Origin of the sequence: Staphylococcus sp. HMSC34C02, from assembly GCF_001838705.1 — a bacterium.
In the GTDB taxonomy this organism is placed as follows: domain Bacteria; phylum Bacillota; class Bacilli; order Staphylococcales; family Staphylococcaceae; genus Staphylococcus; species Staphylococcus borealis.
The window spans coordinates 1-24,973 of the sequence record NZ_KV838572.1; the positions used below are offsets into that span (position 1 = coordinate 1).

Annotated in this window: 22 protein-coding genes, 1 pseudogene and 1 other annotated feature; of the genes and pseudogenes, 20 read left to right on the plus strand and 3 right to left on the minus strand. The window is 32.7% G+C overall.

Annotated features, from left to right (window positions below; genetic code table 11):
• The first annotated feature begins 189 nt into the window (after positions 1 to 189).
• The 12 genes from HMPREF3239_RS04755 (at position 190) to HMPREF3239_RS04810 (ending at position 12,861) form a co-directional block, all read left to right on the plus strand.
• A complete protein-coding gene (locus HMPREF3239_RS04755; RefSeq protein ID WP_053029597.1) occupies positions 190 to 798 on the plus strand; it encodes an NUDIX domain-containing protein in 609 nt (202 codons plus the stop codon).
• A 12-nt stretch (positions 799 to 810) separates the two neighbouring features.
• Positions 811 to 1,734 carry a hypothetical protein gene (locus HMPREF3239_RS04760; RefSeq protein ID WP_070854901.1) on the plus strand — a complete coding sequence of 308 codons (924 nt, stop codon included), beginning with the start codon at positions 811 to 813 and terminating at the stop codon, positions 1,732 to 1,734.
• A gap of 159 nt (positions 1,735 to 1,893) precedes the next feature.
• Entirely contained in the window at positions 1,894 to 3,198 is a 1,305-nt protein-coding gene (gene tig, locus HMPREF3239_RS04765; protein ID WP_070854902.1) for a trigger factor, read from the plus strand.
• A gap of 157 nt (positions 3,199 to 3,355) precedes the next feature.
• The gene (gene clpX, locus HMPREF3239_RS04770) at positions 3,356 to 4,618 is read left to right on the plus strand and encodes an ATP-dependent Clp protease ATP-binding subunit ClpX (protein WP_070854903.1); all 1,263 of its coding nucleotides are present in this window, start codon (positions 3,356 to 3,358) and stop codon (positions 4,616 to 4,618) included.
• 204 nt (positions 4,619 to 4,822) lie between these two features.
• Entirely contained in the window at positions 4,823 to 5,410 is a 588-nt protein-coding gene (yihA, locus tag HMPREF3239_RS04775; RefSeq protein ID WP_070854904.1) for a ribosome biogenesis GTP-binding protein YihA/YsxC, read from the plus strand.
• 170 nt (positions 5,411 to 5,580) lie between these two features.
• On the plus strand, positions 5,581 to 6,927 hold the full coding sequence (hemA, locus tag HMPREF3239_RS04780) for a glutamyl-tRNA reductase (protein WP_070854905.1): 1,347 nt from the start codon (positions 5,581 to 5,583) through the stop codon (positions 6,925 to 6,927).
• Positions 6,928 to 6,948: 21 nt separating this feature from the next.
• On the plus strand, positions 6,949 to 7,761 hold the full coding sequence (locus HMPREF3239_RS04785) for a cytochrome C assembly family protein (protein WP_070854906.1): 813 nt from the start codon (positions 6,949 to 6,951) through the stop codon (positions 7,759 to 7,761).
• Between the two features lie 31 nt (positions 7,762 to 7,792).
• A complete protein-coding gene (gene hemC, locus HMPREF3239_RS04790) occupies positions 7,793 to 8,725 on the plus strand; it encodes a hydroxymethylbilane synthase (RefSeq protein WP_070854907.1) in 933 nt (310 codons plus the stop codon).
• A 26-nt stretch (positions 8,726 to 8,751) separates the two neighbouring features.
• Complete coding sequence (locus tag HMPREF3239_RS04795; protein ID WP_070854908.1) at positions 8,752 to 9,432, plus strand: uroporphyrinogen-III synthase; 681 nt, start codon at positions 8,752 to 8,754, stop codon at positions 9,430 to 9,432.
• Positions 9,422 to 10,396 (plus strand): porphobilinogen synthase, encoded by a 975-nt coding sequence (hemB, locus tag HMPREF3239_RS04800; RefSeq protein ID WP_070854909.1) that lies wholly within the window; start codon positions 9,422 to 9,424, stop codon positions 10,394 to 10,396. The genes HMPREF3239_RS04795 and hemB overlap by 11 nt, the downstream gene beginning before the upstream one ends.
• Positions 10,397 to 10,420: 24 nt before the next feature.
• A complete protein-coding gene (gene hemL, locus HMPREF3239_RS04805; RefSeq protein ID WP_053029587.1) occupies positions 10,421 to 11,704 on the plus strand; it encodes a glutamate-1-semialdehyde 2,1-aminomutase in 1,284 nt (427 codons plus the stop codon).
• A gap of 80 nt (positions 11,705 to 11,784) precedes the next feature.
• Positions 11,785 to 12,861: an AbrB family transcriptional regulator gene (locus tag HMPREF3239_RS04810; RefSeq protein ID WP_070854910.1), complete on the plus strand. Its 1,077-nt coding sequence runs from the start codon at positions 11,785 to 11,787 to the stop codon at positions 12,859 to 12,861.
• A 210-nt stretch (positions 12,862 to 13,071) separates the two neighbouring features.
• Here HMPREF3239_RS04810 and HMPREF3239_RS04815 read toward each other — a convergent pair whose 3' ends face one another.
• Positions 13,072 to 13,626, minus strand: a complete 555-nt coding sequence (locus tag HMPREF3239_RS04815; RefSeq protein WP_070854911.1) for a DNA-3-methyladenine glycosylase I — start codon at positions 13,624 to 13,626, stop codon at positions 13,072 to 13,074.
• 56 nt (positions 13,627 to 13,682) lie between these two features.
• Positions 13,683 to 13,901: a binding site (T-box leader), on the plus strand.
• A gap of 44 nt (positions 13,902 to 13,945) precedes the next feature.
• Here HMPREF3239_RS04815 and HMPREF3239_RS04820 point away from each other — a divergent pair.
• The 8 genes and pseudogenes from HMPREF3239_RS04820 to HMPREF3239_RS04850 all read left to right on the plus strand — a co-directional run bounded on the left by HMPREF3239_RS04820 (position 13,946) and on the right by HMPREF3239_RS04850 (position 23,717).
• Entirely contained in the window at positions 13,946 to 16,576 is a 2,631-nt protein-coding gene (locus HMPREF3239_RS04820; RefSeq protein ID WP_070854912.1) for a valine--tRNA ligase, read from the plus strand.
• 11 nt (positions 16,577 to 16,587) lie between these two features.
• Entirely contained in the window at positions 16,588 to 17,850 is a 1,263-nt protein-coding gene (locus HMPREF3239_RS04825) for a bifunctional folylpolyglutamate synthase/dihydrofolate synthase (protein ID WP_053029583.1), read from the plus strand.
• Positions 17,851 to 18,042: 192 nt separating this feature from the next.
• Entirely contained in the window at positions 18,043 to 18,738 is a 696-nt protein-coding gene (locus HMPREF3239_RS12765; protein ID WP_083324753.1) for a prepilin peptidase, read from the plus strand.
• A 15-nt stretch (positions 18,739 to 18,753) separates the two neighbouring features.
• A pseudogene (gene radC / locus HMPREF3239_RS04830) lies at positions 18,754 to 19,293 on the plus strand (DNA repair protein RadC); the annotation flags it as partial.
• Positions 19,294 to 19,425: 132 nt separating this feature from the next.
• Positions 19,426 to 20,511 (plus strand): tyrosine-type recombinase/integrase, encoded by a 1,086-nt coding sequence (locus HMPREF3239_RS04835; RefSeq protein WP_000868132.1) that lies wholly within the window; start codon positions 19,426 to 19,428, stop codon positions 20,509 to 20,511.
• Positions 20,508 to 22,400, plus strand: coding sequence for a site-specific integrase (locus tag HMPREF3239_RS04840; protein ID WP_001557544.1), 1,893 nt, complete (start codon positions 20,508 to 20,510; stop codon positions 22,398 to 22,400). The genes HMPREF3239_RS04835 and HMPREF3239_RS04840 overlap by 4 nt, the downstream gene beginning before the upstream one ends.
• 6 nt (positions 22,401 to 22,406) lie before the next feature.
• On the plus strand, positions 22,407 to 22,784 hold the full coding sequence (locus tag HMPREF3239_RS04845) for a DUF6262 family protein (protein WP_000361059.1): 378 nt from the start codon (positions 22,407 to 22,409) through the stop codon (positions 22,782 to 22,784).
• Positions 22,785 to 22,934: 150 nt separating this feature from the next.
• Positions 22,935 to 23,717 carry an aminoglycoside nucleotidyltransferase ANT(9)-Ia gene (locus HMPREF3239_RS04850; RefSeq protein WP_000067268.1) on the plus strand — a complete coding sequence of 261 codons (783 nt, stop codon included), beginning with the start codon at positions 22,935 to 22,937 and terminating at the stop codon, positions 23,715 to 23,717.
• Positions 23,718 to 23,842: 125 nt separating this feature from the next.
• On the opposite strand, the gene erm(A) is transcribed toward HMPREF3239_RS04850, so the two are convergent.
• Both erm(A) and HMPREF3239_RS12770 read right to left on the minus strand, forming a co-directional pair.
• A complete protein-coding gene (gene erm(A), locus HMPREF3239_RS04855; RefSeq protein WP_001072201.1) occupies positions 23,843 to 24,574 on the minus strand; it encodes a 23S rRNA (adenine(2058)-N(6))-methyltransferase Erm(A) in 732 nt (243 codons plus the stop codon).
• 57 nt (positions 24,575 to 24,631) lie between these two features.
• The gene (locus HMPREF3239_RS12770; protein ID WP_010959190.1) at positions 24,632 to 24,691 is read right to left on the minus strand and encodes an erythromycin resistance leader peptide; all 60 of its coding nucleotides are present in this window, start codon (positions 24,689 to 24,691) and stop codon (positions 24,632 to 24,634) included.
• Positions 24,692 to 24,973 lie beyond the last annotated feature (282 nt).

A 24,973-nucleotide genomic window follows, 5' to 3' on the forward strand; every position in this document is an offset into this window, starting at 1 on the left:
TTTTAGTCATCAGTCCAATTTATTATAGAGCCTAAAATAATTGATTTATTAAAGATGACTTTGAAGTCATCTTTTTTTGTTTTCAAATAATTAAAATTGAAATTATAAATCGTTCATGCACCTTTATTTGTTCTTTGGTGATTGAGTTTGATAAAATGCTAATTAAGAAATTATTGTAAGGAGAACACTATGTCTAAATATGATGAGCAAATTATAGTAGTACCAAGAGATATTCTTTTTGAAGAAGAATCAAATGCCTTTAATGGGTTTTTAACTAAAAATGATCCACAAGGCAAAGCAATATTTAATACTTTTTCTAAATATGAAGTTAAACGACGTGGAGATATGGAAGAGGACCCTTCATATAAACAATTAATTTCATATTGCTTACTAGAAAATGAAAAAAATGAATTGCTAATTTATAAAAGGTTAAGCGGTGGTGGAGAATCACGTTTACACGGTCAATCATCTATTGGTGTGGGTGGACACATGAATGATGTAATAGGCGCGAGTTCGATTAATGAAATTTTAAGAGAAAATGCTCAAAGAGAACTTGAAGAGGAAGTAGGATTAACTGAAGCCAATTCTCAAAACATGGAATATATCGGATTTATAAATGATGATACAAATGATGTTGGCAAAGTACATATTGGTGTAGTTTTTAAAATTAAAGTTAACTCAAATGATATTGAAGTTCGTGAAACAGATACATTAAAAATTCAATGGTTGGAGAAAGAAAGCATTGACAATTATGATGATTTTGAAACATGGAGTGCATTGATTTTAAAAGAGTTATAGGAGGGAGATGAAATGTCTGATATTATCCCTTTTCCGAAATTGCAACAAAAACTATATAAAGATATTAAAGTAGCACATAACAAGCAACAATATGAAATGCTATACCAATTATTTGAAAATTATGAGACACAATTTGAATTAGACGAAACACTAGCTTTAATTAAATGTAATATGCTGTATCATTTAAATTCTTTTTTGGAGTTAAGAGAAGAGGCTATTGTACTCTTGAAAAGAGGGATTCAACAATATGATGACTTAATGTTATATTACATCAAGGCGTTAAATGGTCTTGGACAGTACTATGAATCCGTCAATGTTATAAATCAGATCATAGATGAAGTTCAAAGTCATAAAACTAGAATGGCGCTATTCCCACTAAAAGAATATGCGCAATCACAGTTGAATGAAGATAAACATATAACTAGTCAAATGTTAGCTAAATTCAACACCTTGAACCTAAACGAACAAATTCAATTAATTCTTAAATTGATTGATAATGGCCACTATGAATTTAAAGAAACCATTGCCTTTTTGCTAGCCAATGAGGTAGAAGCAGATAATTTAAAGAGTTTAATGATCGAATTCTTAAGGTTTGCTGGATATCATTCAGCGATTTCGATAAATAAGATGGGTCACGACATTAAAGTTATTCCATCTGAGCTTAATGGCTTAGAACATACTGAACTTAAAACTCAAGTCATTCCTAAAGTCATTGATCGTTTAGAGAATGGCGCACTAAACATCATAGATGAAGCCATACATGCAATGAATAACCATGCTATATTATTATATCCACTTAATATATATGAATTATTTGATTATGAAGATTGGATTGTGGGATATGATGTTTATTTTAAATCAATGATTGGTATAGAAAATACGGAAGCTAATTTAGACGTATTAAGTTTTATTCATCAACTTGATGGTCAACTTTGAGCAAATTATTTTATAATATTAAATGAATTCGTTAAAGTTAGATTATTGAAATTTAAAAGTGTTTTAAAGCCCTATAAAAGACTGTTTGTGTCCGTATTGGACGTGTGCTATAATAGGGAAGTTGAAAAAATAAAAATGTAATCATGGAGGTATTTATACATGACAGCAACTTGGGAAAAAAAGGAAGGTAACGAAGGATTATTAAAAGTTACAGTTCCAGCAGAAAAAGTAGACAAAGCATTAGATCAAGCATTTAAAAAAGTAGTTAAACAAATTAACGTGCCTGGTTTCCGTAAAGGTAAAGTGCCTCGTCCTATCTTTGAACAACGTTTCGGTGTAGAAGCATTATATCAAGATGCAGTAGACATTCTATTACCTGAAGCTTATGGTGAAGCGATTGATGAAACTGGTATTAACCCAGTAGCGCAACCTGAAATTAATGTTACACAAATTGAAAAAGGTAAAGATTTCGAATTTGAAGCTACTGTAACGGTTGAACCAGAAGTTCAATTAGGTGATTACAAAGGTTTAGAAATTGAAAAACAAGATTCAGAATTAACTGACGAAGATTTACAAGAAGCAATTGACCACAGCTTAGGTCACTTAGCTGATATGGTAGTTAAAGAAGATGGCGCTGTTGAAAATGGTGATACAGTGAATATCGACTTTGATGGCTATGTTGACGGTGAACAATTTGAAGGTGGACAAGCTGACGGTTACGATCTTGAAATCGGTTCAGGTTCATTTATCCCTGGATTTGAAGATCAATTAGTAGGCGTTAAAAAAGGTGAAGAAAAAGACGTAGTTGTTACATTCCCTGAAGAATATCATGCTGAAGAATTAGCTGGTAAAGAAGCTACTTTCAAAACAAAAGTAAATGAAATTAAATATAAAGAAGTACCAGAATTAGATGACGAAATCGCTAATGAATTAGATTCTGAAGCTAATAGTGTTGATGAATACAAAGAAAACTTACGTGAACGTTTATCAGAACAAAAAGCTGAAGAAGCTAAAAATGTAGAAAAAGAAGAAGCAATTAACAAAGCGACTGATAATGTAACAATCGATATTCCTCAAGCAATGATTGATACTGAATTAGATCGTATGGTTCAAGAATTTGGTCAAAGAATTCAACAACAAGGATTAGACTTACAAACTTATTTCCAAATTTCAGGTCAAGATGAGTCTCAATTAAGAGAACAAATGAAAGATGATGCTGAACAACGCATTAAAACAAACTTAACACTTTCAGCAATTGCAGATAAAGAAAATATTGAAGCAACTGATGAAGATATCGATAAAGAATTAGAAAAAATGAGTAAACAATTTAATATCTCTGTAGAAGATATTAAAAACACTTTAGGTAATACAGACATCATTAAAAATGATGTACGTATTCAAAAAGTTATTGACTTACTTAGAGACAATGCTAAATACGTTGAATCTACAAAAGAAGACAAATAATAATTCATTGTTAAATTAATAATTAAAATTTAAAGTAGCAGGTGCATCAATATATGTAACCTGCTACTCTATGTTTTAAGCATTTTAGTTGTTAACCATGAATTTGCATTGTAGAATGCTATCTAGTATAGTCGTTTAAGAATAGAGGTGTAAATGAATGTTTAAATTCAATGAAGATGAAGAAAATTTAAAATGTTCTTTCTGTGGTAAGGACCAAGACCAAGTTAAGAAATTAGTCGCAGGAAGTGGCGTATATATCTGTAATGAGTGTATCGAATTATGTTCAGAAATTGTGGAAGAAGAGTTGGCTCAAACGACTTCTGAAGAATTTACTGAACTGCCTACACCGAAAGAAATTATGGATCATTTAAATGAATATGTTATTGGTCAAGAAAAAGCTAAAAAATCTTTAGCAGTAGCTGTATATAATCACTACAAACGTATTCAACAATTAGGACCTAATGAAGACGAAGTCGAGTTACAAAAAAGTAACATTGCGTTAATAGGACCAACTGGTAGCGGTAAAACTTTACTCGCACAAACATTAGCCAAAACGTTAAACGTTCCATTTGCAATTGCAGATGCTACAAGTTTAACAGAAGCTGGCTACGTTGGTGATGACGTAGAGAATATTCTATTACGATTAATTCAAGCAGCCGACTTTGATATTGATAAAGCTGAAAAAGGTATTATCTATGTTGATGAGATTGATAAGATTGCTCGAAAATCTGAAAATACGTCTATTACACGTGATGTATCTGGTGAAGGTGTTCAACAAGCTTTACTTAAAATTCTTGAAGGCACGACTGCTAGCGTGCCACCACAGGGCGGACGTAAACATCCAAACCAAGAATTAATCCAAATTGATACAACGAATATCTTATTCATTTTAGGTGGTGCGTTTGATGGCATCGATGAAGTTATTAAACGTCGCTTAGGTGAAAAAGTAATTGGATTTGCAAGTAATGAGGCGGATAAATATGATGAAGAAGCATTGTTAGAACAAATTCGTCCAGAAGATTTACAATCATATGGTTTAATTCCTGAGTTTATCGGACGTGTGCCAATTGTTGCTAACTTGGAAACATTAGATGTAGAGGCGCTTAAAAATATTTTAACGCAACCTAAGAACGCTTTAGTAAAACAATATACTAAAATGTTAGAACTTGATAATGTCGAGTTAGAATTTACAGAAGAAGCATTAGCTGCTGTAAGTGAAAAAGCAATTGAACGTAAAACAGGTGCTCGTGGCTTACGTTCTATTATTGAAGAAGCATTAATTGATATCATGTATGATGTGCCATCATCAGAAGATGTAACTAAAGTCGTAATTACAGATAAAACAATTAATGATGAAGTTGAACCAGAACTATATGACGCTGAAGGCAACTTATTGAATGATAGTAAAACATCTGCTTAATTAAATATATTGCTTAATATGCTTTAATCATTCACAGTCACCAGTGTTAAAGAAATTGAAGACAATTATAAATTGGAGTGGGACCTCGAATTCAATTTGAATTCCGTTCCACTCTTTTTAATTTGAGTAATTGTTTGTTTAGAAATATCACAATATATATTATAATGAAACAGTTAAAATTAATTCTAAAAGAGAGGATAATCTATGAATATTAATCCTAATAATATTGATTTAATTATTAGTGCAGTTCAAGAAGCACAGTATCCAGATTCAGGTTTATCTGAAGTAGCGTTAAGCGGACGTTCAAATGTCGGTAAATCCTCATTTATAAATAGTATGATAGGTAGAAAGAATATGGCACGTACGTCACAACAACCAGGGAAAACACAAACATTAAATTTCTTTAATATTGATGATCAATTAATATTTGTTGATGTACCTGGATATGGATATGCAAAAGTAAGTAAATCTCAACGTGAGAAATTTGGTAAAATGATAGAAGAGTATCTAACTAAAAGAGAAAGTTTAAAGTTAGTTATTCAATTAGTTGACTTACGCCACAATCCTACGGAAGATGATGTTTTAATGTATAATTATTTAAAACATTTTGATATTCCTACTTTAGTCATCTGTACTAAAGAGGACAAGATTGCTAAAGGCAAAGTTCAAAAGCACATCAAAAATATCAAAGAAAAATTAGATTTAGATACTGATGACACGATCATTAGTTACTCATCAATTCAAAATACTAAACAACAACAAATATGGGATTTAATTGCTAATTATTTATAATCATTACAATCTAAACAAAGTTGAAACTTTTGTTTAGATTGTTTTATGTTTAAAGTGTCAAAATTTTGACTTTAAATTAGAATCTTTCTAATTTGTTTGAGCAATCAACTTAAAATCGTTAAATTATGTGTTATACTAACAGTATTGTTAGTATTTGGAGGGCGTTATAAATGCATTTTATTGCTTTAAGTATAAATCATCGCACTGCCGATGTAGCACTTAGAGAGCAAGTCGCTTTTAGAGATGATGCCTTACGATTAGCCCATGAAGATTTGTTCGAAACTAAATCTATTTTAGAGAACGTTATTCTATCTACATGTAATCGTACTGAAGTATATGCCATAGTTGATCAAATCCATACAGGTCGTTATTATATACAAAGATTTTTAGCGCGTTCATTTGGATTTGAAGTAGATGATATAAAACAAATGTCAGAAGTTAAAGTGGGGGACGAAGCAGTTGAACATTTACTGCGTGTCACTTCTGGCTTAGATTCTATTGTACTGGGTGAAACACAAATTCTTGGACAAATGAGAGACGCATTCTTTTTAGCTCAAGATCTTCAAACAACTGGTACAATGTTCAATCATTTATTTAAGCAGGCTATTACATTTGCTAAAAAAGCGCATAATGAAACTGATATAGCAGATAATGCTGTTAGCGTTTCATATGCTGCGGTTGAATTAGCTAAAAAGGTATTTGGTAAACTAAAAGGTAAACAAGCTATCATCATAGGTGCAGGGGAAATGAGTGAGTTATCACTTTTAAATTTGTTAGGTTCAGGTATTGATGATATTACTGTTGTAAATCGAACTGAAACTAATGCGTATAAATTAGCAAACAAGCACGGCGTGAATTATAATACACTTGAGTCATTACCAACTCTATTGACTGATGCGGATATTGTTATCAGTTCAACAAGTTCACCAGATTTTATTGTTACAAAATCTATGATAGAAGAAGTCAATCTTCAAAGAAAAGCTTCATCATTACTGTTAATTGATATTGCAGTTCCTAGAGATATTGAACCAGATGTTAACATTAGTGAGAATATATTCAGTTATGATGTGGATGACCTTAAAGGTTTAGTTGATGCAAACTTACGAGAACGTCAAATGGCTGCAGATTTTATAGCTAGTCAAATTCCTGATGAAGTACAAGCACATAACGATTGGGTGAATATGTTAGGTGTTGTACCTGTTATTAGAGCGTTACGTGAAAAAGCAATGACAATCCAATCAGAAACGATGGATAGTATCGACAGAAAGCTTCCTAATCTTACAGATAGAGAACGTACAATAATTTCGAAACACACTAAAAGTATTATCAATCAAATGTTGAAAGATCCAATAAAACAGGCCAAAGAATTGAGTAATGATAAGAGAAGTAATGAAAAATTAGAGCTATTTCAAAACATATTTGATATTGATGCTGAAGATCCTTACGAACATATTAAAGCGCGTAAAGTACAAAAAGAAAAAGAAATGTCTATCCGTCATATCTTTAGTTTTGAATAAGCATATTTATATGGTGATAATATGCAAGAGACCCTGTTTATTAGATTTCATGAAATAATATTAATTATATATTTAATTAGTATTCTCTGTTATTTTATTGACTTCGTTAAAAAGAGTCACAAAATTAGACAATTGGGAATTTATACATTAGGGATTGTTTGGATATTACAAACAATCTCTTTGTCTGTTTATATCACTTCACATAATAGAATTCCTTTAAGTTCGTTATTTGATGTATTTTTCTTTTTATCGTGGATAATCATATGTATTGCATTGATTTTAAATGTTGTTAAAGTATTAAGTTTTTCTGTGTTCTTTCTTAATGTAATAGGATTTATCTTATTAATGATGAATACGTTTCAACCTGAACATTATTCAACAAACGTGCAACGGGTTGCAGTTATTAATGAATTATTGTTAGTGCACATTGGATTAGCAGTATTAAGTTATGCATTTTTTGCTTTAGCTTTTGTTAATTCGTTGCTGTATATTATTCAGTACCGAAATTTGAGAGAGAAGAATTTTGATCAAAAGTATTTTAGGATTGGTAGCGTAGCTACACTTGAAACCGTTGTGTTCTACTCATCTTTAGCTGGATTCATCATCTTGATTTTAAGTGTTATCCTAGGTGCTCAGTGGGGCGTGTATGCCATAGGTCATAGTATCTTTGCTGACCCTAAAGTGGTATTATCGTCAATTATTACCATTTTCTACGCTATTTATTTAATAAGTCGTATCAATCACTGGTTTAAAACAATTTATTTAATCTACTTTAACATTGTGTTATTTTGCTTATGTATGGTTAATTTATTTTTTACAACGCATTTCACTTAAATTTTTTAAATGTCATTAGGAGGCAACAAGTATGCGCAAATTAGTTGTAGGCTCACGTAGAAGTAAACTTGCTTTAACACAGAGCCAACAATTTATCGATAAGTTAAAAGAAATGGATCCAACTCTAGAAATTGAAATTAAAGAGATTGTCACAAAAGGTGATCGCATTGTAAACAAACAACTATCTAAAGTTGGTGGTAAAGGGCTATTCGTCAAAGAGATTCAGCAAGAACTTTTTGATAAAGATATCGACATGGCGATTCACTCACTTAAAGATGTGCCGAGCATCATACCTGAAGGTTTAACCTTAGGTTGTATACCAGATAGGGAAGTACCGTTTGATGCTTATATTTCAAAAAATCATGTTCCATTACATGAATTACCAGACGGTAGTATAATTGGAACAAGTTCGTTAAGACGTGGTGCTCAAATTTTATCTAAATATCCCAATTTAGAAATAAAATGGATAAGAGGTAATATTGACACGCGCCTTCATAAACTTGAAACTGAAGATTATGATGCCATTATTTTAGCTGCTGCTGGATTGAGACGCATGGGTTGGTCAGATGACATCGTTACAACGTATTTAGATAAAGATGTTTTATTACCAGCTATCGGCCAAGGTGCATTAGGTATTGAATGTCGTAGTGATGATACCGAGTTATTAGAATTATTGCAGAAAGTCCATAATCAATCAGTAGCAGACTGTGTTACTGCTGAAAGAACATTCCTTTCGGCTATGGATGGAAGTTGCCAAGTACCTATTGGTGGTTATGCCACAAACAAAGAAAATGGGGAAATTGAATTTACTGGGCTCATTATGACGCCAGATGGCTCAGAAAGATATGAACATACAGAAGTTGGTAGCAATCCAATTGATTTAGGTGAAAAAGTCAGTCGTGTATTAAAAGAGCAAGGCGCTTATGACATCATAAAAAAATTAAACGAAGAACAATCGCATTAAACCAAATTTTAGAGGTGCAATGAATTATGAAACCAGTTGTAGTTATGACGCAATCGAGTGAATTTAGTAGTGATTTAGTTGAAATAGTGCATAAGCCATTTATTGAAATTCAATCACTTGAATTTGACACTCAAGTTTTGCATCATAATTATGACTGGATTATTTTTTCCTCTAAAAATGCGGTTCGATTATTTTATCAATATTTAAATCAAGTAGATGTTAACTATGTAGCAGTTATTGGCAAGAAAACAGCAGAGCTATGTGAAACGTTAAATATTAATGTGGACTTTGTTCCTGATGATTACTCTCAAGAAGGGTTGTTAGAACAGTTTAAACAAGAAAATCAATCTATTTTAATACCAAGTAGTGCTATGGCGCGACCTAAACTTCATCAAACGTTAGCACTAACTAATAGTGTGACCAAAATCGATTTATATGAACCTATTGCGAATAATAGACATATTAGTGAAGTGATTCAACAAGTCGAAAGTCATAAGATTGATGCTATAACGTTTTCAAGTTCTTCTGCTGTAAACGCATATGTAAAGCATAATGTGCCGAAACAGTTTAATAACTATTTTGCAATAGGAAAGCAAACTGCGAACACATTACATCAACATGGTTTAAAATCATTGGTAGCAGATAAACAAACTTCAGAATCGCTTATAAATAAAATTATTGAAAGTTGGTATAATAATGAAATTTGATAGACATAGACGATTACGTTCATCAGAATCAATGCGTAATTTAGTTAGAGAAAATCATGTTAGAAAAGAAGATTTAATTTACCCAATATTTGTAGTTGAAAAAGATGATGTAAAAAGTGAAATAAAATCACTTCCTGGCGTTTATCAAATCAGTTTAAATTTGTTAGATGATGAAATTAATGAGGCATATGACTTAGGTATAAGAGCGATTATGTTCTTTGGTGTACCGAATGCTAAAGATGATGTAGGTTCAGGTGCATATGATCATAATGGCATTATTCAAGAAGCGACTAGAAAAGCCAAAGCATTGCATCAAGATTTATTAATCGTTGCAGATACATGTTTATGTGAATATACAGACCACGGTCATTGTGGTGTGATCGATGAGCATACGCATGATGTAGATAATGATAAATCCTTACCATTGCTTGTTAGAACGGCTCTTTCACAAGTTGAAGCAGGTGCTGATATTATTGCACCAAGTAATATGATGGACGGTTTTGTCGCTGAAATTCGAAAAGGCTTGGATGACGCAGGTTATTATAATGTTCCAATTATGAGTTATGGCATTAAATACGCATCAAGCTTCTTTGGACCATTCAGAGATGCGGCAGACTCTGCACCGTCATTTGGAGATAGAAAAACATATCAAATGGATCCCGCAAATCGTTTAGAAGCATTCCGTGAACTTGAAAGTGACTTAAAAGAAGGCGCAGATATGATGATCGTAAAACCTGCGTTAAGTTACTTAGATATTGTTAGAGATGTTAAAAATAATACAAATATTCCTGTTATCGCTTATAACGTTAGTGGTGAATATGCGATGACGAAAGCTGCAGCTCAAAATGGTTGGATTGATGAAGAACGTGTTGTTATGGAACAAATGGTTTCTATGAAACGCGCTGGCGCAGATATGATTATTACTTACTTTGCTAAAGACATTTGTCGTTATTTAGATAAATAAAATAACTAGTAGGAGGACTTTGATATGGGTTACGAGAAATCGATAGAGGCTATGCAAGTTGCTGAAAATCTAATGCCAGGTGGTGTTAATAGCCCTGTAAGAGCATTTAAATCTGTAGATACACCAGCAATTTTTATGGATCATGCTAAAGGATCAAGAATTTATGATATTGATGGCAATGAATATATTGATTATGTATTAAGTTGGGGGCCATTAATTTTAGGACATAAGAATGAACAAGTCATTAAAAAACTTCATGAAGCTGTAGATAGAGGCACAAGTTTTGGTGCATCTACATTAGAGGAAAATAAACTTGCTGAATTAGTTATCGAACGCGTGCCATCAATTGAAAAGGTACGTATGGTTTCGTCTGGAACTGAAGCAACATTAGCAGCTTTACGATTGGCTCGTGGTTATACAGGACGTAATAAGATCGTTAAATTTGAAGGATGTTATCACGGCCATAGTGATTCATTATTAATTAAAGCGGGTTCTGGTGTTGCAACACTTGGCTTACCTGATTCACCTGGTGTACCTGAAGGCACTGCTAAAAATACAATCACCGTTCCTTATAATGATCTTGATGCAATTAAAGTTGCATTTGAGAATTACGGGGATGATATAGCTGGTATTATTGTAGAGCCTGTTGCAGGTAATATGGGGGTTGTTCCACCTAAAGATGGATTTTTACAAGGATTACGTGATATTACAAATGATTATGGTGCACTTCTTATTTTTGATGAGGTTATGACAGGTTTCCGAGTAGGATACAATTGTGCACAAGGTTACTTTGGTATTACGCCAGATCTTACTTGCTTAGGTAAAGTTATCGGTGGCGGACTACCAGTAGGTGCTTTTGGTGGTAAAAAAGAAATAATGGATAAAATTGCGCCAGTAGGTAATATTTATCAAGCAGGAACACTTTCAGGTAACCCGTTAGCGATGACAAGTGGTTATGAAACACTAAGTCAATTAACACCTGAGTCATATGAATATTTCCAAGAATTAGGTGATATGTTAGAAGAGGGACTTAAAAAAGTCTTTAGTAAACATAACGTCCCAATCACTATAAATAGAGCTGGTTCTATGATTGGATACTTCCTAAATGAAGGACCTGTCACTAATTTTGAAGAAGCAAATAAAAGTGATTTAGAACGATTTAGTCAAATGTATCGTGAAATGGCAAAAGAAGGGGTATTCTTACCACCATCTCAATTTGAAGGTACTTTCTTATCTACAGCACATAGTAAAGAAGACATTGAAAAAACCATCCAAGCATTTGATACTGCTCTAAGTCGTATTGTATAATGTTATGAAATAGAATGAGGTTAGGACTTTCAACTCGATGATGTCTTAACCTCATTTTTAATGAAAGAAGTGGATGCATAATGAAAAAAATATGGATCAATAACTTTATTCTTTTAGTGACAGCAATTGTAATAAGCTTAATACTGCATGTTGCACACATTCTTTTACCATATATGTTTGGTCCTATTATTGCATCAATAATTGTCATTAAGGTATTTAAATTAGAGGTTAAATGGCCTTTTTGGTTCAGTCAGATTGGTCTTATTTTATTAGGTGTTCAAATTGGATCGACATTCACGACTGAAGTGCTTCATGATATCAATGATGATTGGCTGACAATTATTATTGTTACACTATTACTTATCATTTTATCGCTACTGATAGCATTCTTTTTTAAGAAAATAGCAAATGTTAACACTGAAACGGCGATATTAAGTGTTATACCCGGTGCATTAAGTCAAATGTTGATCATGGCTGAGGAAAATAAAAATGCAAATATACTCGTGGTGAGTTTAACGCAAACGTCTCGAGTCATTTTTGTAGTGATATTAGTACCAATGATTTCATATTTCTTTAGTAGCCATGGTGATAATGGCGTAACGCCTCTGAAATCACCACCATTAACAGAAGTACTTAACTTATCGCAAGTTATATTACTCGTGTGTTGTATTGCCATTGTTTATAGTTTTATGGCGAAAATTAATTTTCCTAATAAACAATTATTAGCGCCTATATTAGTTTTGGTTATTTGGAATTTGACGACACAACACATATTTACACTGGATAACTATATCCTTGCTTCTGCACAAGTGATCTATATGATTAGAATCGGACTACAGATTGCCAATTTACTCTCAGATTTAAAAGGTCGTATTGCCGTAGCTATAATTTATCAAAATGTCTTTTTAATCATTGGATCATTTATCATGGTATACGTTGTGCATCTGTTTACAAATAATAATATTAATGAATTATTTTTAGGTGGGGCGCCGGGAGGTATGAGTCAAATTGTTCTAGTCGCAATGGCAACTGGGGCAGATGTGGCAATGATTTCTAGTTTCCATATATTTAGAATCTTTTTTATTTTATTTGTAGTAGCACCTATCATTGGCTTTTTCTTACGTGGTGGTATATCGAAATTTCTGAAAAAAAGATGAGGTTGGAGCAAAATAGTTAGATAATATTACTTGGTAAATTTACAGTAGCCGATTGAACTAAGAAGATGCTTAAATCAAACGTTTAACAAACCTAGTTATCTTTGCTAGCCGGGTCCTAGCTAAGTGAATGTCATCATAAAAAGCTACAAGCTAAGCAAGCTGGGGCGGGACAACAAATATATTTTATTTCTGTTCCGCCCCATATTAATTTTATGAAGGTTTAGATGGGCATCCTTTTAAATGAGCGTCATATAACCCAGCCGCTTCTAAAAATGAAAATACAGTTACTGGACCAAGAAACTTAAAGCCATATTTTTTTAAGTCTTTAGACAATTGCTTAGCACGATCATCTACGGTTAATCTTTCCGAAGCATTTGTGTAGTTTAAATCAATTGGTTTGTGATTTACATAAGACCATAGAAAGTGGCTAAAGCTACCATAGTCTTTTTCTATTTCGAAATAGCCCTTGGCTTGTGACACAATGGCTTCTAACTTTTTACGATTATGAACAATATTTGGAAATTCCATTAATGCATCAATATCACTTGGTGTCATTTGTGCAATTTTGCTTGGTTCGAAGTTGTAAAATGCTTCTTCATATGAGTGCTTCTTTTTTAATATAGTGAGCCATGATAGCCCAGCATGTTGAGATTCTAAAGCCATTAGTTTAAATAAGGCTTTACTATCATATATAGGTTGTCCCCAGACATTGTCATGATAATCTAAGTAAGTCGGGTCTGTTGTGCTAAATGCACATTCATTCATAAATATACCTCCAAGAGATTGACTTATCACGATTTCCATTATACTATAATTAAGTAATGAAATATATTATTGGGAAGAGTAAGTTTGAATGATAGCACAGAGAGCATATGGTCGGTGTAAATATGTATAACATTCAATCTGAAGGTAGCCCACTAGAACTTTTATTGAACAATTAATAAGTAGATAAAAGCGTGTTTGAGCGTTAATCAAATTAAGTGCAAGTATATGGATATATGCTTGAATTTAGGTGGTACCACGGAACATCCGTCCTATGTTATTTAGGAGGATGTTTTTTTAATTATTAGGAGGTTTTTAATCGATGAACATGGAACCTAAGTATAATCCACGCGAAGTTGAGGCTGGGCGTTATGAAGAATGGGTAAAGAATGGTTATTTCAAACCCTCAGAAGACAAATCAAAAGAAACATACACAATTGTAATTCCACCACCCAATGTAACAGGTAAATTACATCTTGGACATGCATGGGATACAACGTTACAAGATATCATTACGCGAATGAAACGTATGCAAGGTTATGACACTTTATATTTACCTGGTATGGACCATGCTGGTATTGCTACTCAAGCTAAGGTAGATGCTAAATTAAAAGAACAAGGCATTTCTCGTCATGATATTGGACGTGAAAAGTTCTTAGAACATGCATGGTCATGGAAAGAGGAATACGCATCATTTATTCGCCAACAATGGGCTAAATTAGGATTAGGACTTGATTATAGTCGAGAACGATTTACTTTGGATGACGGATTAAGTAAAGCAGTGAGAAAAGTCTTTGTTGACTTATACAATAAAGGTATCATCTATCGTGGAGAACGTATTATTAACTGGGATCCCGAAGCTCGAACTGCGCTATCAGATATTGAAGTCATTCATGAAGATGTTCAAGGTCATTTTTATCATTTTAAATATCCTTATGCTGATGGTGAAGGGTATATTGAAATCGCAACAACAAGACCTGAAACAATGTTAGGAGATACTGCTATAGTAGTAAATCCAAATGATGACCGCTATAAAGATGTAATTGGAAAGACAGTTATATTACCTATTGTTGGTCGTGAATTACCAATATTAGCTGATGAATATGTTGATATTGATTTTGGTAGTGGGGCAATGAAAGTTACACCTGCACACGATCCAAATGACTTTGAAATTGGGCAACGACATGATTTAGAAAATATTATAGTCATGGATGAAAATGGTAAAATGAACGATAAAGCTGGTAAATATGCTGGTTTAGATCGCTTCGAATGCCGTAAACAGTTAGTTGAAGACTTAAAAGCGCAAGATTTAGTTATTAAAATTGAAGAGCACGTTCACTCTGTTGGGCATTCTGAACGTTCTGGTGCTATTGTTGAGCCGTACTTATCTACGCAATGGTTTGTAAAAATGAAACCACTAGCACAACGTTCACTTGATAATCAAAAAACGGATGATCGCATTGATTTTTATCCACCACGTTTTGAGAATACTTTCAATCGCTGGATGGAAGAAATTAGAGACTGGACGATTTCTAGACAATTATGGTGGGGACACCAAATTCCTGCATGGTATCATAAAGAAACAGGAGATATTTATGTTGGAGAAGAAGCACCTAAAGACATTGATAATTGGGAACAAGATGAAGATGTATTAGATACTTGGTTCTCAAGTGCGTTATGGCCGTTCTCAACTTTAGGTTGGCCAAACATCGATGCCGACGATTACAAACGCTACTATCCTACGAATGCGTTAGTAACGGGTTATGACATTATCTTTTTCTGGGTTGCGAGAATGATATTCCAAGGTCTGGAATTTACAGATAGAAGACCATTCAATGATGTTTTACTTCATGGATTAGTTCGAGCTGAAGACGGCCGAAAAATGAGTAAGTCTTTAGGTAATGGTGTAGACCCTATGGATGTTATTGAAGAATATGGGGCAGACAGTCTCAGATATTTCCTAGCAACAGGATCATCACCTGGTCATGATTTACGTTACTCTACTGAAAAAGTAGAATCCGTTTGGAATTTCATTAATAAAATTTGGAACGGTGCACGTTTCAGTTTAATGAATATTGGAGAAGAATTTAAATTCGAAGATATCGACTTAAGTGGTAATTTATCACTTGCAGATAAATGGATACTAACTCGCTTAAACGAAACAATAGAAACAGTTACAAACTTAAGCGAGAAATATGAATTTGGTGAAGTTGGTCGAGCATTATATAACTTCATTTGGGATGAATTCTGTGATTGGTACATTGAAATGAGTAAAATCCCAATGAATGGTGATGATGAGGTACAAAAACAAACAACACGTTCTGTTTTAAGTTACACACTTGATCAAACGATGAGAATGTTACATCCATTCATGCCATTTGTCACTGAGAAGATATGGCAAAGTCTTCCGCATGAAGGAGAAACTATTGTAAAAGCATCATGGCCAACTGTTAAAGAAGAATATATCTTTGAAGATAGTAAACAAACGATGCAACAATTAGTTGAAATCATCAAATCTGTAAGACAATCACGTGTTGAAGTGAATACACCACTTTCAAAAGCTATTCCTATTTTCATTCAAGCCAAAGATGAAAATATTAAAGCAACACTTATTGAAAATGCAGATTATATTCATAAATTCTGTAATCCAAGTGAATTAACGATAGATACACATATTGATATACCAGAAAAAGCGATGACTGCAGTAGTAGTTGCTGGTAAAGTTGTATTGCCTTTAGAAGGTTTAATCGATATGGATAAAGAAATTGCACGCTTAGAAAAAGAATTAGATAAATTACAAAAAGAACTAGATCGTGTTGATAAAAAATTATCTAATGAAAATTTTGTTAATAAAGCGCCTGAAAAAATCATCAACGAAGAAAAAGAAAAACAGCAACGTTATCAAGAAAAATATGATGGTGTGAAAAACAGAATTGAACAATTAAAAGCATAGGAGAATCGCCAATGAATTACCTAGAGAGTTTGTATTGGATACATGAGAGAACTAAATTTGGTATCAAACCCGGTGTAAAACGTATGGAATGGATGCTAGATCGTTTGAATAATCCTCAATTAAATATCAGAGGCATACATGTTGGTGGTACAAATGGTAAAGGCTCAACTGTCGCTTATATAAGAGCCGCTTTAGTTGAAAATGGTTATGAAGTAGGAACGTTCACTTCTCCATTTATTGAAACGTTCAACGAAAGAATCAGTTTAAATGGACTTCCAATTACAAATGATGAAATTGTTGAATTAGTTGAAATAGTTAAACCAATTAGTGAAGCTTTAGAACAAGAAACAGAATTAGGTGGCGCTACTGAATTTGAAATCATCACAACGATGATGTTCGTTTACTTTGGTCAAATCCATCCAGTTGATTTCGTTGTTGTTGAAGCGGGATTAGGTATAAAAAATGATTCCACTAATGTGTTTAATCCAATTCTCTCAGTACTTACAAGTATAGGATTAGATCATACAGATATATTAGGTAACACATATTTAGATATTGCAAAAGATAAAGGTGCAATTATCAAGCCGAATACACCTGTCATTTATGCTGTTAAGAATGAGGAAGCACTTAAATATATCCGTGATCTTGCAGAGAGTACTGAAGCAAAACCTATTGAACTTGATCGTGAAATCGTTGTGGTATCACAAGATGATGAATTTACTTACCGATATAAAGATTATGAGCTCGAAACAATTATTCTAAATATGCTTGGAGAACATCAAAAAGAAAATGCATCTCTTGCCATTACTGCACTGATAGAACTTTACGAGCAAGATGTTATCACTTTGGATTTTAATAAGATGATTGATGCAATTGAGAGTGTTACATGGACTGGTCGCATTGAACAAGTCAAAGAGAATCCATTAATGATTATCGATGGTGCGCATAATAATGAAAGTATTGAAGCGCTAATTGATACTATCAAAAATTATTATGACAATGAAAAAATGGATATTCTATTCTCAGCCATAAAAGGTAAACCGGTTCACGGTATGCTTAATAAACTTGAAGAAATATCAAATCACTTATATTTCACTGAATTTGATTTTCCTAAAGCACTAACTAAAGAGGAATTGTCCGAACAAGTAAATCTAGAAAATATTGAATTCATCGATGACTATGTGTCGTTCATAAAGAATTACGATGGTGACGGGCTATTAATTACCGGTAGTTTGTATTTTATAAGTGAAGTAAAAAGTAATACTGAGTTTTAAATTTATAGTAGTTTATTCCCAAGTTGTCTAGGTGACTAAAAATACCTAGTTGACTTGGGAATTTTAGTTATAACGATAATTTGAAAAACCGCTTCAATTTTTCTCTGTTTTTTAAATACTATATATTATTTATAATATAAATCACACAACTTATTTACTTTTATAGGGGAAGCGTTATACTTATTATAGGTGATGCTAGTGCTATTAACGTCTTTTGTTTGCAGTGTTCTATTTAGTTTTTTATATCAACTGACAAATATGACGCAATTAAAATTCAATTATCTAACAATGCGTTCTAAATGTGATTATTGTGACTCGAAATTACAATGGTTTGTTCTAATACCTATACTTAGCTTTTTTATTTTAAGAGGGAACACCGCTTGTTGTCACAATAAGTTAAAACGTCATTATATTATAGGAGAATGTTTATCGTTTATACTGATTCCGATAATTATTTATTTCGACGTCCAAGTGCATTTACCTCTTTTCATTACCACGTATTTATTTTTACTGACCATGGCACTTTATGATATAGAAACATTGTCCATTAATGTATTTATGTTAATTCTCTTCGCGATAGTGTGTACGGCACACTCAATATTTTATTTTTCCACATTTATTATTTTTTTCTTCATATTACATGCATTTTATTTTTTATCCCCTAAACATATAGGCTACGGTGATATACTACTTTTAACCATTTTATCCTGCTTTTTCCCTTATCATTTTTACGTAATATTTTTACTCTTTACGCTTTTTATTGCTATTATCGTATCTTCAGTTTTATTCATCACGAAACAGCAAACGTATATTCCATTTGTACCATTTATGTTTATTGGATTTATATTTGCAAGCTGTTTATACCATTCCACACTAATGTATTTATAGAAAGGTTGATAATTATTGAGAATTAAAAGTATGGCAAAGTCTGAATTACCTAGAGAGCGACTCATACATAATGGAGAGAAAAGCTTATCTAATAGTGAGTTGTTTGCAATTCTTATTAATACAGGAAGGCAAGGATTTTCAAGTATAGATATTGCCAATGAATTAATCATACGTTTTGATGGTTTAAAAGCGCTCAAACATTTATCAATAAATGACTTTACAAAAATTAAAGGAATAGGATTATATAAAGCAGTCATTCTTAAAGCTGCTTTTGAACTTGGTGAGAGAATGTATGCTAGAGACCTCAGTGAAAAGATTAAAATAACTTCTCCAAGTGACGTTGCAGATATTATGATGTCAAAGATGAAAGATTTGGCTCAAGAACATTTTGTTGTACTCTTATTAAATTCTAAAAATATTGTGATTAAAGAAGAAACAATTTATAAAGGAACATTGAATGCATCCGTTATTCATCCACGAGAAGTCTTTAAAGCAGCTATTAGAGCATCTAGTAATGCCATTATCGTATTACATAACCATCCTTCTGGCGATGTCTTAACCATAGTATAATAAATAATAGTAGTAAAGTAGTTTAAGAGGAGATATTAAAGGGATATTTTACTTTAAATAAAAATTAACAAGGTTTATAATTTGTAGTAGTTAAAGTATTTAAAGAGGTGGGAACATGTGAAGGTTCAAAGGATAGAAGTGGAGAATAAGCCGTATCCATTGTATTTATTACTAGATAAAGAATACCAGCTAATAGAACCAGTAATGAAATTTATTAAATACTTAGATAATACTGGTAAGTCTCCTAATACCATTAAGGCATACTGCTATCATTTAAAGTTGCTGTACGAGTTCATGGAACAGAGAGGTGTTATTCTTAATGATATTAACTTTGAGTTGTTAGCAGACTTCGTAGGTTGGTTGAGATATCCTTCAGCATCAAATGTAATTGATCTTCAGTCAAAAAAAGCCATAAGAGAAGAAACGACAGTGAATACAATTTTAAATGTAGTTATGAGTTTTCTTGATTATTTAAGTAGATTAGGAGAATTTAAATCAATTGATGTATTTAAACAAGCAAAGGGAAGAAATTTCAAAGGATTTTTACATCATGTTAATAAGGGTAGATACCAAAAGAATGTCTTAAAGTTAAGGGTTAAAAAGAAACAGATAAGAACATTGAGATCAAAGGAAGTTAAGCAAATTATTGATGCTTGTCATACGAAAAGAGATAAATTAATTTTAATGCTTATGTATGAGGGTGGTTTAAGAATCGGTGAAGTGTTATCGCTTAGGCTTGAAGATATTGTCACTTGGGACAATCAAATCCATTTAACACCTAGAGATGTTAATGTTAATGAAGCTTATATTAAATTAAGGAAGGAAAGAACAATACATGTGAGTAAAGAACTTATGTCACTTTATACAGATTACTTGATATATGAGTATAGTGAGGAATTGGAGCATGATTATGTTTTTATTTCCTTAAAAGAAGGCTATTTTGGGAAACCACTAAAGTACCAAAGTGTTCTTGATCTAGTTAGAAGAATAGTTAAAAGGACTGGAATAGAATTTACATCACATATGCTTCGCCACACTCACGCAACGCAGCTAATTAGGGAAGGATGGGATGTTGCGTTCGTTCAAAAGAGATTAGGTCACGCACATGTTCAGACAACGTTAAATACCTATGTTCATCTTTCAGATCAGGATATGAAAAATGAGTTTAATAAATACCTCGAGAGAAAGGAGCATAAGAAATGAATGCTTCTAGTAAAAGGAAAATTATTAGTCAGAGTGAGATTAGCAAAAAAATAGCTGTAATGAATGAAGAAATGCAGGGGTTTTGGGCTAATAATAGTTGGGATATAAGAAAATGTCCACATCCTTCTGCCATAGAATTAAGTAAGAATCCTGCTTTAAGGAATCGTTGGGTTCGTTTTGAACGTGTTAAAAATCTGTGGTTAAGAACAGAATTGAAATATTTTTATTTTTACCATTTAAACAATGGAATATGGAATGCAAAAACTGTCTGGATTAGAAAAGGAACAGTAATTAATAAAATGTTAGATTTCTTAGATTTAAAGTATCCTAGCATTACTTCAATTACTGAAGTTCCTATTGAAAAAGCAATGACGGAGTATAGAACTTATTTGACAAAACGGGGTGTTAGAATTACCACTACTAATTATAAGATTACTGCTAATCAAGAAAAAACACCTGTAAAAGCTAATTCCTACTATGTTACTAATCTAAAACAATTTATGGAGTTTTATGAGAACTTTTATTTTGATGGAGAGGAGTGGGATAAAGACGTTTGGGATAGACGTAACTTACCTTTGCCAGATGATAAGGTTAACCCAACACAATATGAATATACAATTAACTTTAAAGGGTTTCGGAATACATATTTTAAACAACTTGTAAAAAGATATTGTAAGTTGAGATTGAACGTGGATAGCTTTTCCTATGTAAGTGATATTGCCCAAAGACTTAAAGAGTTCTTTAATTTTCTGGACATGAAATTTAAACAAGTTCAGAGAGTACACCAATTAACGAGAGTGGAAATTGAAGCATATTTAAGTGAACTAAACATGATGGGAATAAAACCTAGTACAATAACTGGGAGGATCTCTATATTGGAAGGACTATTTAGTACCCTTCTTAGGCTAGAATGGGATGATGTTCCTTCCAAAATATTAATTTATTCTGAGGACTATCCGAAAATACCAAGAGCAAAACCACGCTTTATAGATGAATTCGTCCTAGAGCAATTGAACAGTCATCTTGATAAATTACCCGAATATATAGCTACGATGACTATGATTGTTCAAGAATGTGGAATGAGGATAAGTGAATTGTGCACCTTGAAAAAAGGCTGTCTATTAGAGGACAAAGATGGAGATTTCTTTTTAAAGTATTATCAATGGAAAATGAAAAAGGAGCATATAGTTCCAATATCTAAAGAGGTAGCTTTACTTATTAAAGTTCGGGAAGATAAAGTTTCAGAGGAATTTCCAGATAGTGAATACCTCTTTCCAAGAAAAGATGGATCGCCATTAAAACAAGAAACATTTAGAGGTGAGTTAAATAAATTAGCTTATGAGCAAAATATAGTGGATAAATCAGGTGAGATTTATAGATTCCATGCCCATGCCTTTCGCCATACAGTAGGAACAAGAATGATTAACAACGGGATGCCCCAGCATATTGTGCAGAAATTTTTGGGGCATGAAAGCCCAGAAATGACAAGCAGATACGCTCATATCTTTGATGAAACTCTAAAAAATGAATTTACTAAATTTCAGGAAAAACTGGTTACCAATAATGGAGATGTGCTTGATCTAGATGAAGATAATGAAGTCGATGATGTAGAGCTTCAATGGTTCAAGAAAAATATAAATGCACAAGTGCTTCCAAATGGTTATTGTAGATTGCCAGTAGTAGCAGGTGGTTGTCCACATGCGAATGCATGCTTAGATTGCACTCACTTCTGTACCAGTAAGCAATTCTTACCACAGCACGAAGAACAGTTAGAGCGTACAGAAGAGTTATTAGCCATAGCTAAGGATAAACAATGGCAAAGACAAGTAGAGACTAATAGCCGTGTTAAAGAGCGTTTAGAACAAATCATTGGAAGTTTGACGGGGTAATTATCAATGGATAAACAAGTTAGAAATACAACAGAAATTGTACGTTTGGCGAAGCAGAAATCAAAAAAGACAAGGGAAAAAGTAGACAAAGCGATTTCTAAATTTTCGATTGAAGGTAAAGTTATTAATTTTAATTCAATAGCAAAGGAAGCTAATGTTTCTAAATCATGGCTTTATAAGGAACACGATATTAGGCAAAGAATCGAATCCCTTCGTGAGCGTCAAATAACAGCAAATGTAGTCTCAAAACCCAAGAAAAGTTCTCGTTCGGAGGAAATCCTTATTAAAACCTTAAAAAGAAGAGTAATGGAATTAGAAAAAGAAAATAAAAAATTACAGAACCAAATTCAAAAATTATATGGAGATCTGTATAATAAAGAATAATTATTAATCTGTAGACAAATTGTGAAAGGATGTACTTAAACGCTAACGGTCAGCTTTATTGAACAGTAATTTAAGTATATGTCCAATCTAGGGTAAGTAAATTGAGTATCAATATAAACTTTATATGAACATAATCAACGAGGTGAAATCATGAGCAATTTGATTAACGGAAAAATACCAAATCAAGCGATTCAAACATTAAAAATCGTAAAAGATTTATTTGGAAGTTCAATAGTTGGAGTATATCTATTTGGTTCAGCAGTAAATGGTGGTTTACGCATTAACAGCGATGTAGATGTTCTAGTCGTCGTGAATCATAGTTTACCTCAATTAACTCGAAAAAAACTAACAGAAAGACTAATGACTATATCAGGAAAGATTGGAAATACGGATTCTGTTAGACCACTTGAAGTTACGGTTATAAATAGGAGTGAAGTTGTCCCTTGGCAATATCCTCCAAAAAGAGAATTTATATACGGTGAGTGGCTCAGGGGTGAATTTGAGAATGGACAAATTCAGGAACCAAGCTATGATCCTGATTTGGCTATTGTTTTAGCACAAGCAAGAAAGAATAGTATTTCTCTATTTGGTCCTGATTCTTCAAGTATACTTGTCTCCGTACCTTTGACAGATATTCGAAGAGCAATTAAGGATTCTTTGCCAGAACTAATTGAGGGGATAAAAGGTGATGAGCGTAATGTAATTTTAACCCTAGCTCGAATGTGGCAAACAGTGACTACTGGTGAAATTACCTCGAAAGATGTCGCTGCAGAATGGGCTATACCTCTTTTACCTAAAGAGCATGTAACTTTACTGGATATAGCTAGAAAAGGCTATCGGGGAGAGTGTGATGATAAGTGGGAAGGACTATATTCAAAGGTGAAAGCACTCGTTAAGTATATGAAAAATTCTATAGAAACTTCTCTCAATTAGGCTAATTTTATTGCAATAACAGGTGCTTACTTTTAAAACTACTGATTTATTGATAAATATTGAACAATTTTTGGGAAGAATAAAGCGTCCTCTTGTGAAATTAGAGAACGCTTTATTACTTTAATTTAGTGAAACAATTTGTAACTATTGAAAATAGAAAGAAATTGTTCCTTCGATAGTTTATTAATATTAGTGACATTTGCATGCTTCAAAGCCTGTCGGAATTGGTTTTTAGTGAAAAGAACACGATATTCACGGTTTACCCACTTATAAACAAAAGATCGATACTTTTTGTAGTCCTTCTTTGAAATCAATGGTTGATGTCGTTCAAGAACAATCAATACAGAGTCTACACTTGGCTTAGGATGAAAATATAGTGGTGGTACTTTTTTGAGCATTTTTATATCCATCTCCACCATTAATAGTAAACCCAAAGCTCGTTGCAGATTTTGCAATCTTTTCGCAAATCCCTTCTCAACGATAAGATAGCTATATTTAGCCTGACTTTCAAAGGTAATTCTTTTGACAATATCCGTACTGATGTTATAAGGAATATTACCATATATCTTATAGTTTATATGTTTTGGGAAGGAAAATTTTAGAATATCCGTTTGAATCACTTTTATATTCTCAGAGGGGTTTACCGCTTCTTTAGTCACTTGACATAAGCCTCCATCAATTTCTATAGCAGTAACTGATCGACTCATTTTGACTAGCTCTTTGGTAAAATGTCCTTTTCCTGATCCGATTTCTATTACGTTGTCTTGTTTACTGATATTCGTGTGATTCAATATTTCTTTTACATGCTTTTTAGAAGTAATAAAATTTTGCGTGTCTTTAGGGTTTTTCTGGTTCATTATAACCTTCTCCTTACTGGTTATAATGAACTGACATTAAGCGTTCATTATAACCAATTAATTTTGATTTGGTTGATAACGAACTTTATTAATAACAAATATAGAAAAAGTACCCATACTTTTATCTCCTTTCCATTTTTTTCATTATGAATGAGATAAAGTAATTTCTACTACTGCGATACTGGTGCACATAATTGAAACCTCCTTATGTAACTGAATATGATTGTATCATCTTTTCATTTTAGAATAAACCTTTATATGTAATTTTGCACTTGACACTTCAGATGGACGTTTTCTTCAAAATAATATGTTTTGAAACTTGATAAGAGAAGCCACTGTCTTTACTAAAAAGTAAAGGCTGCGATAAAGGACAGTGACTTTAATAAAGTTGCACTGTTG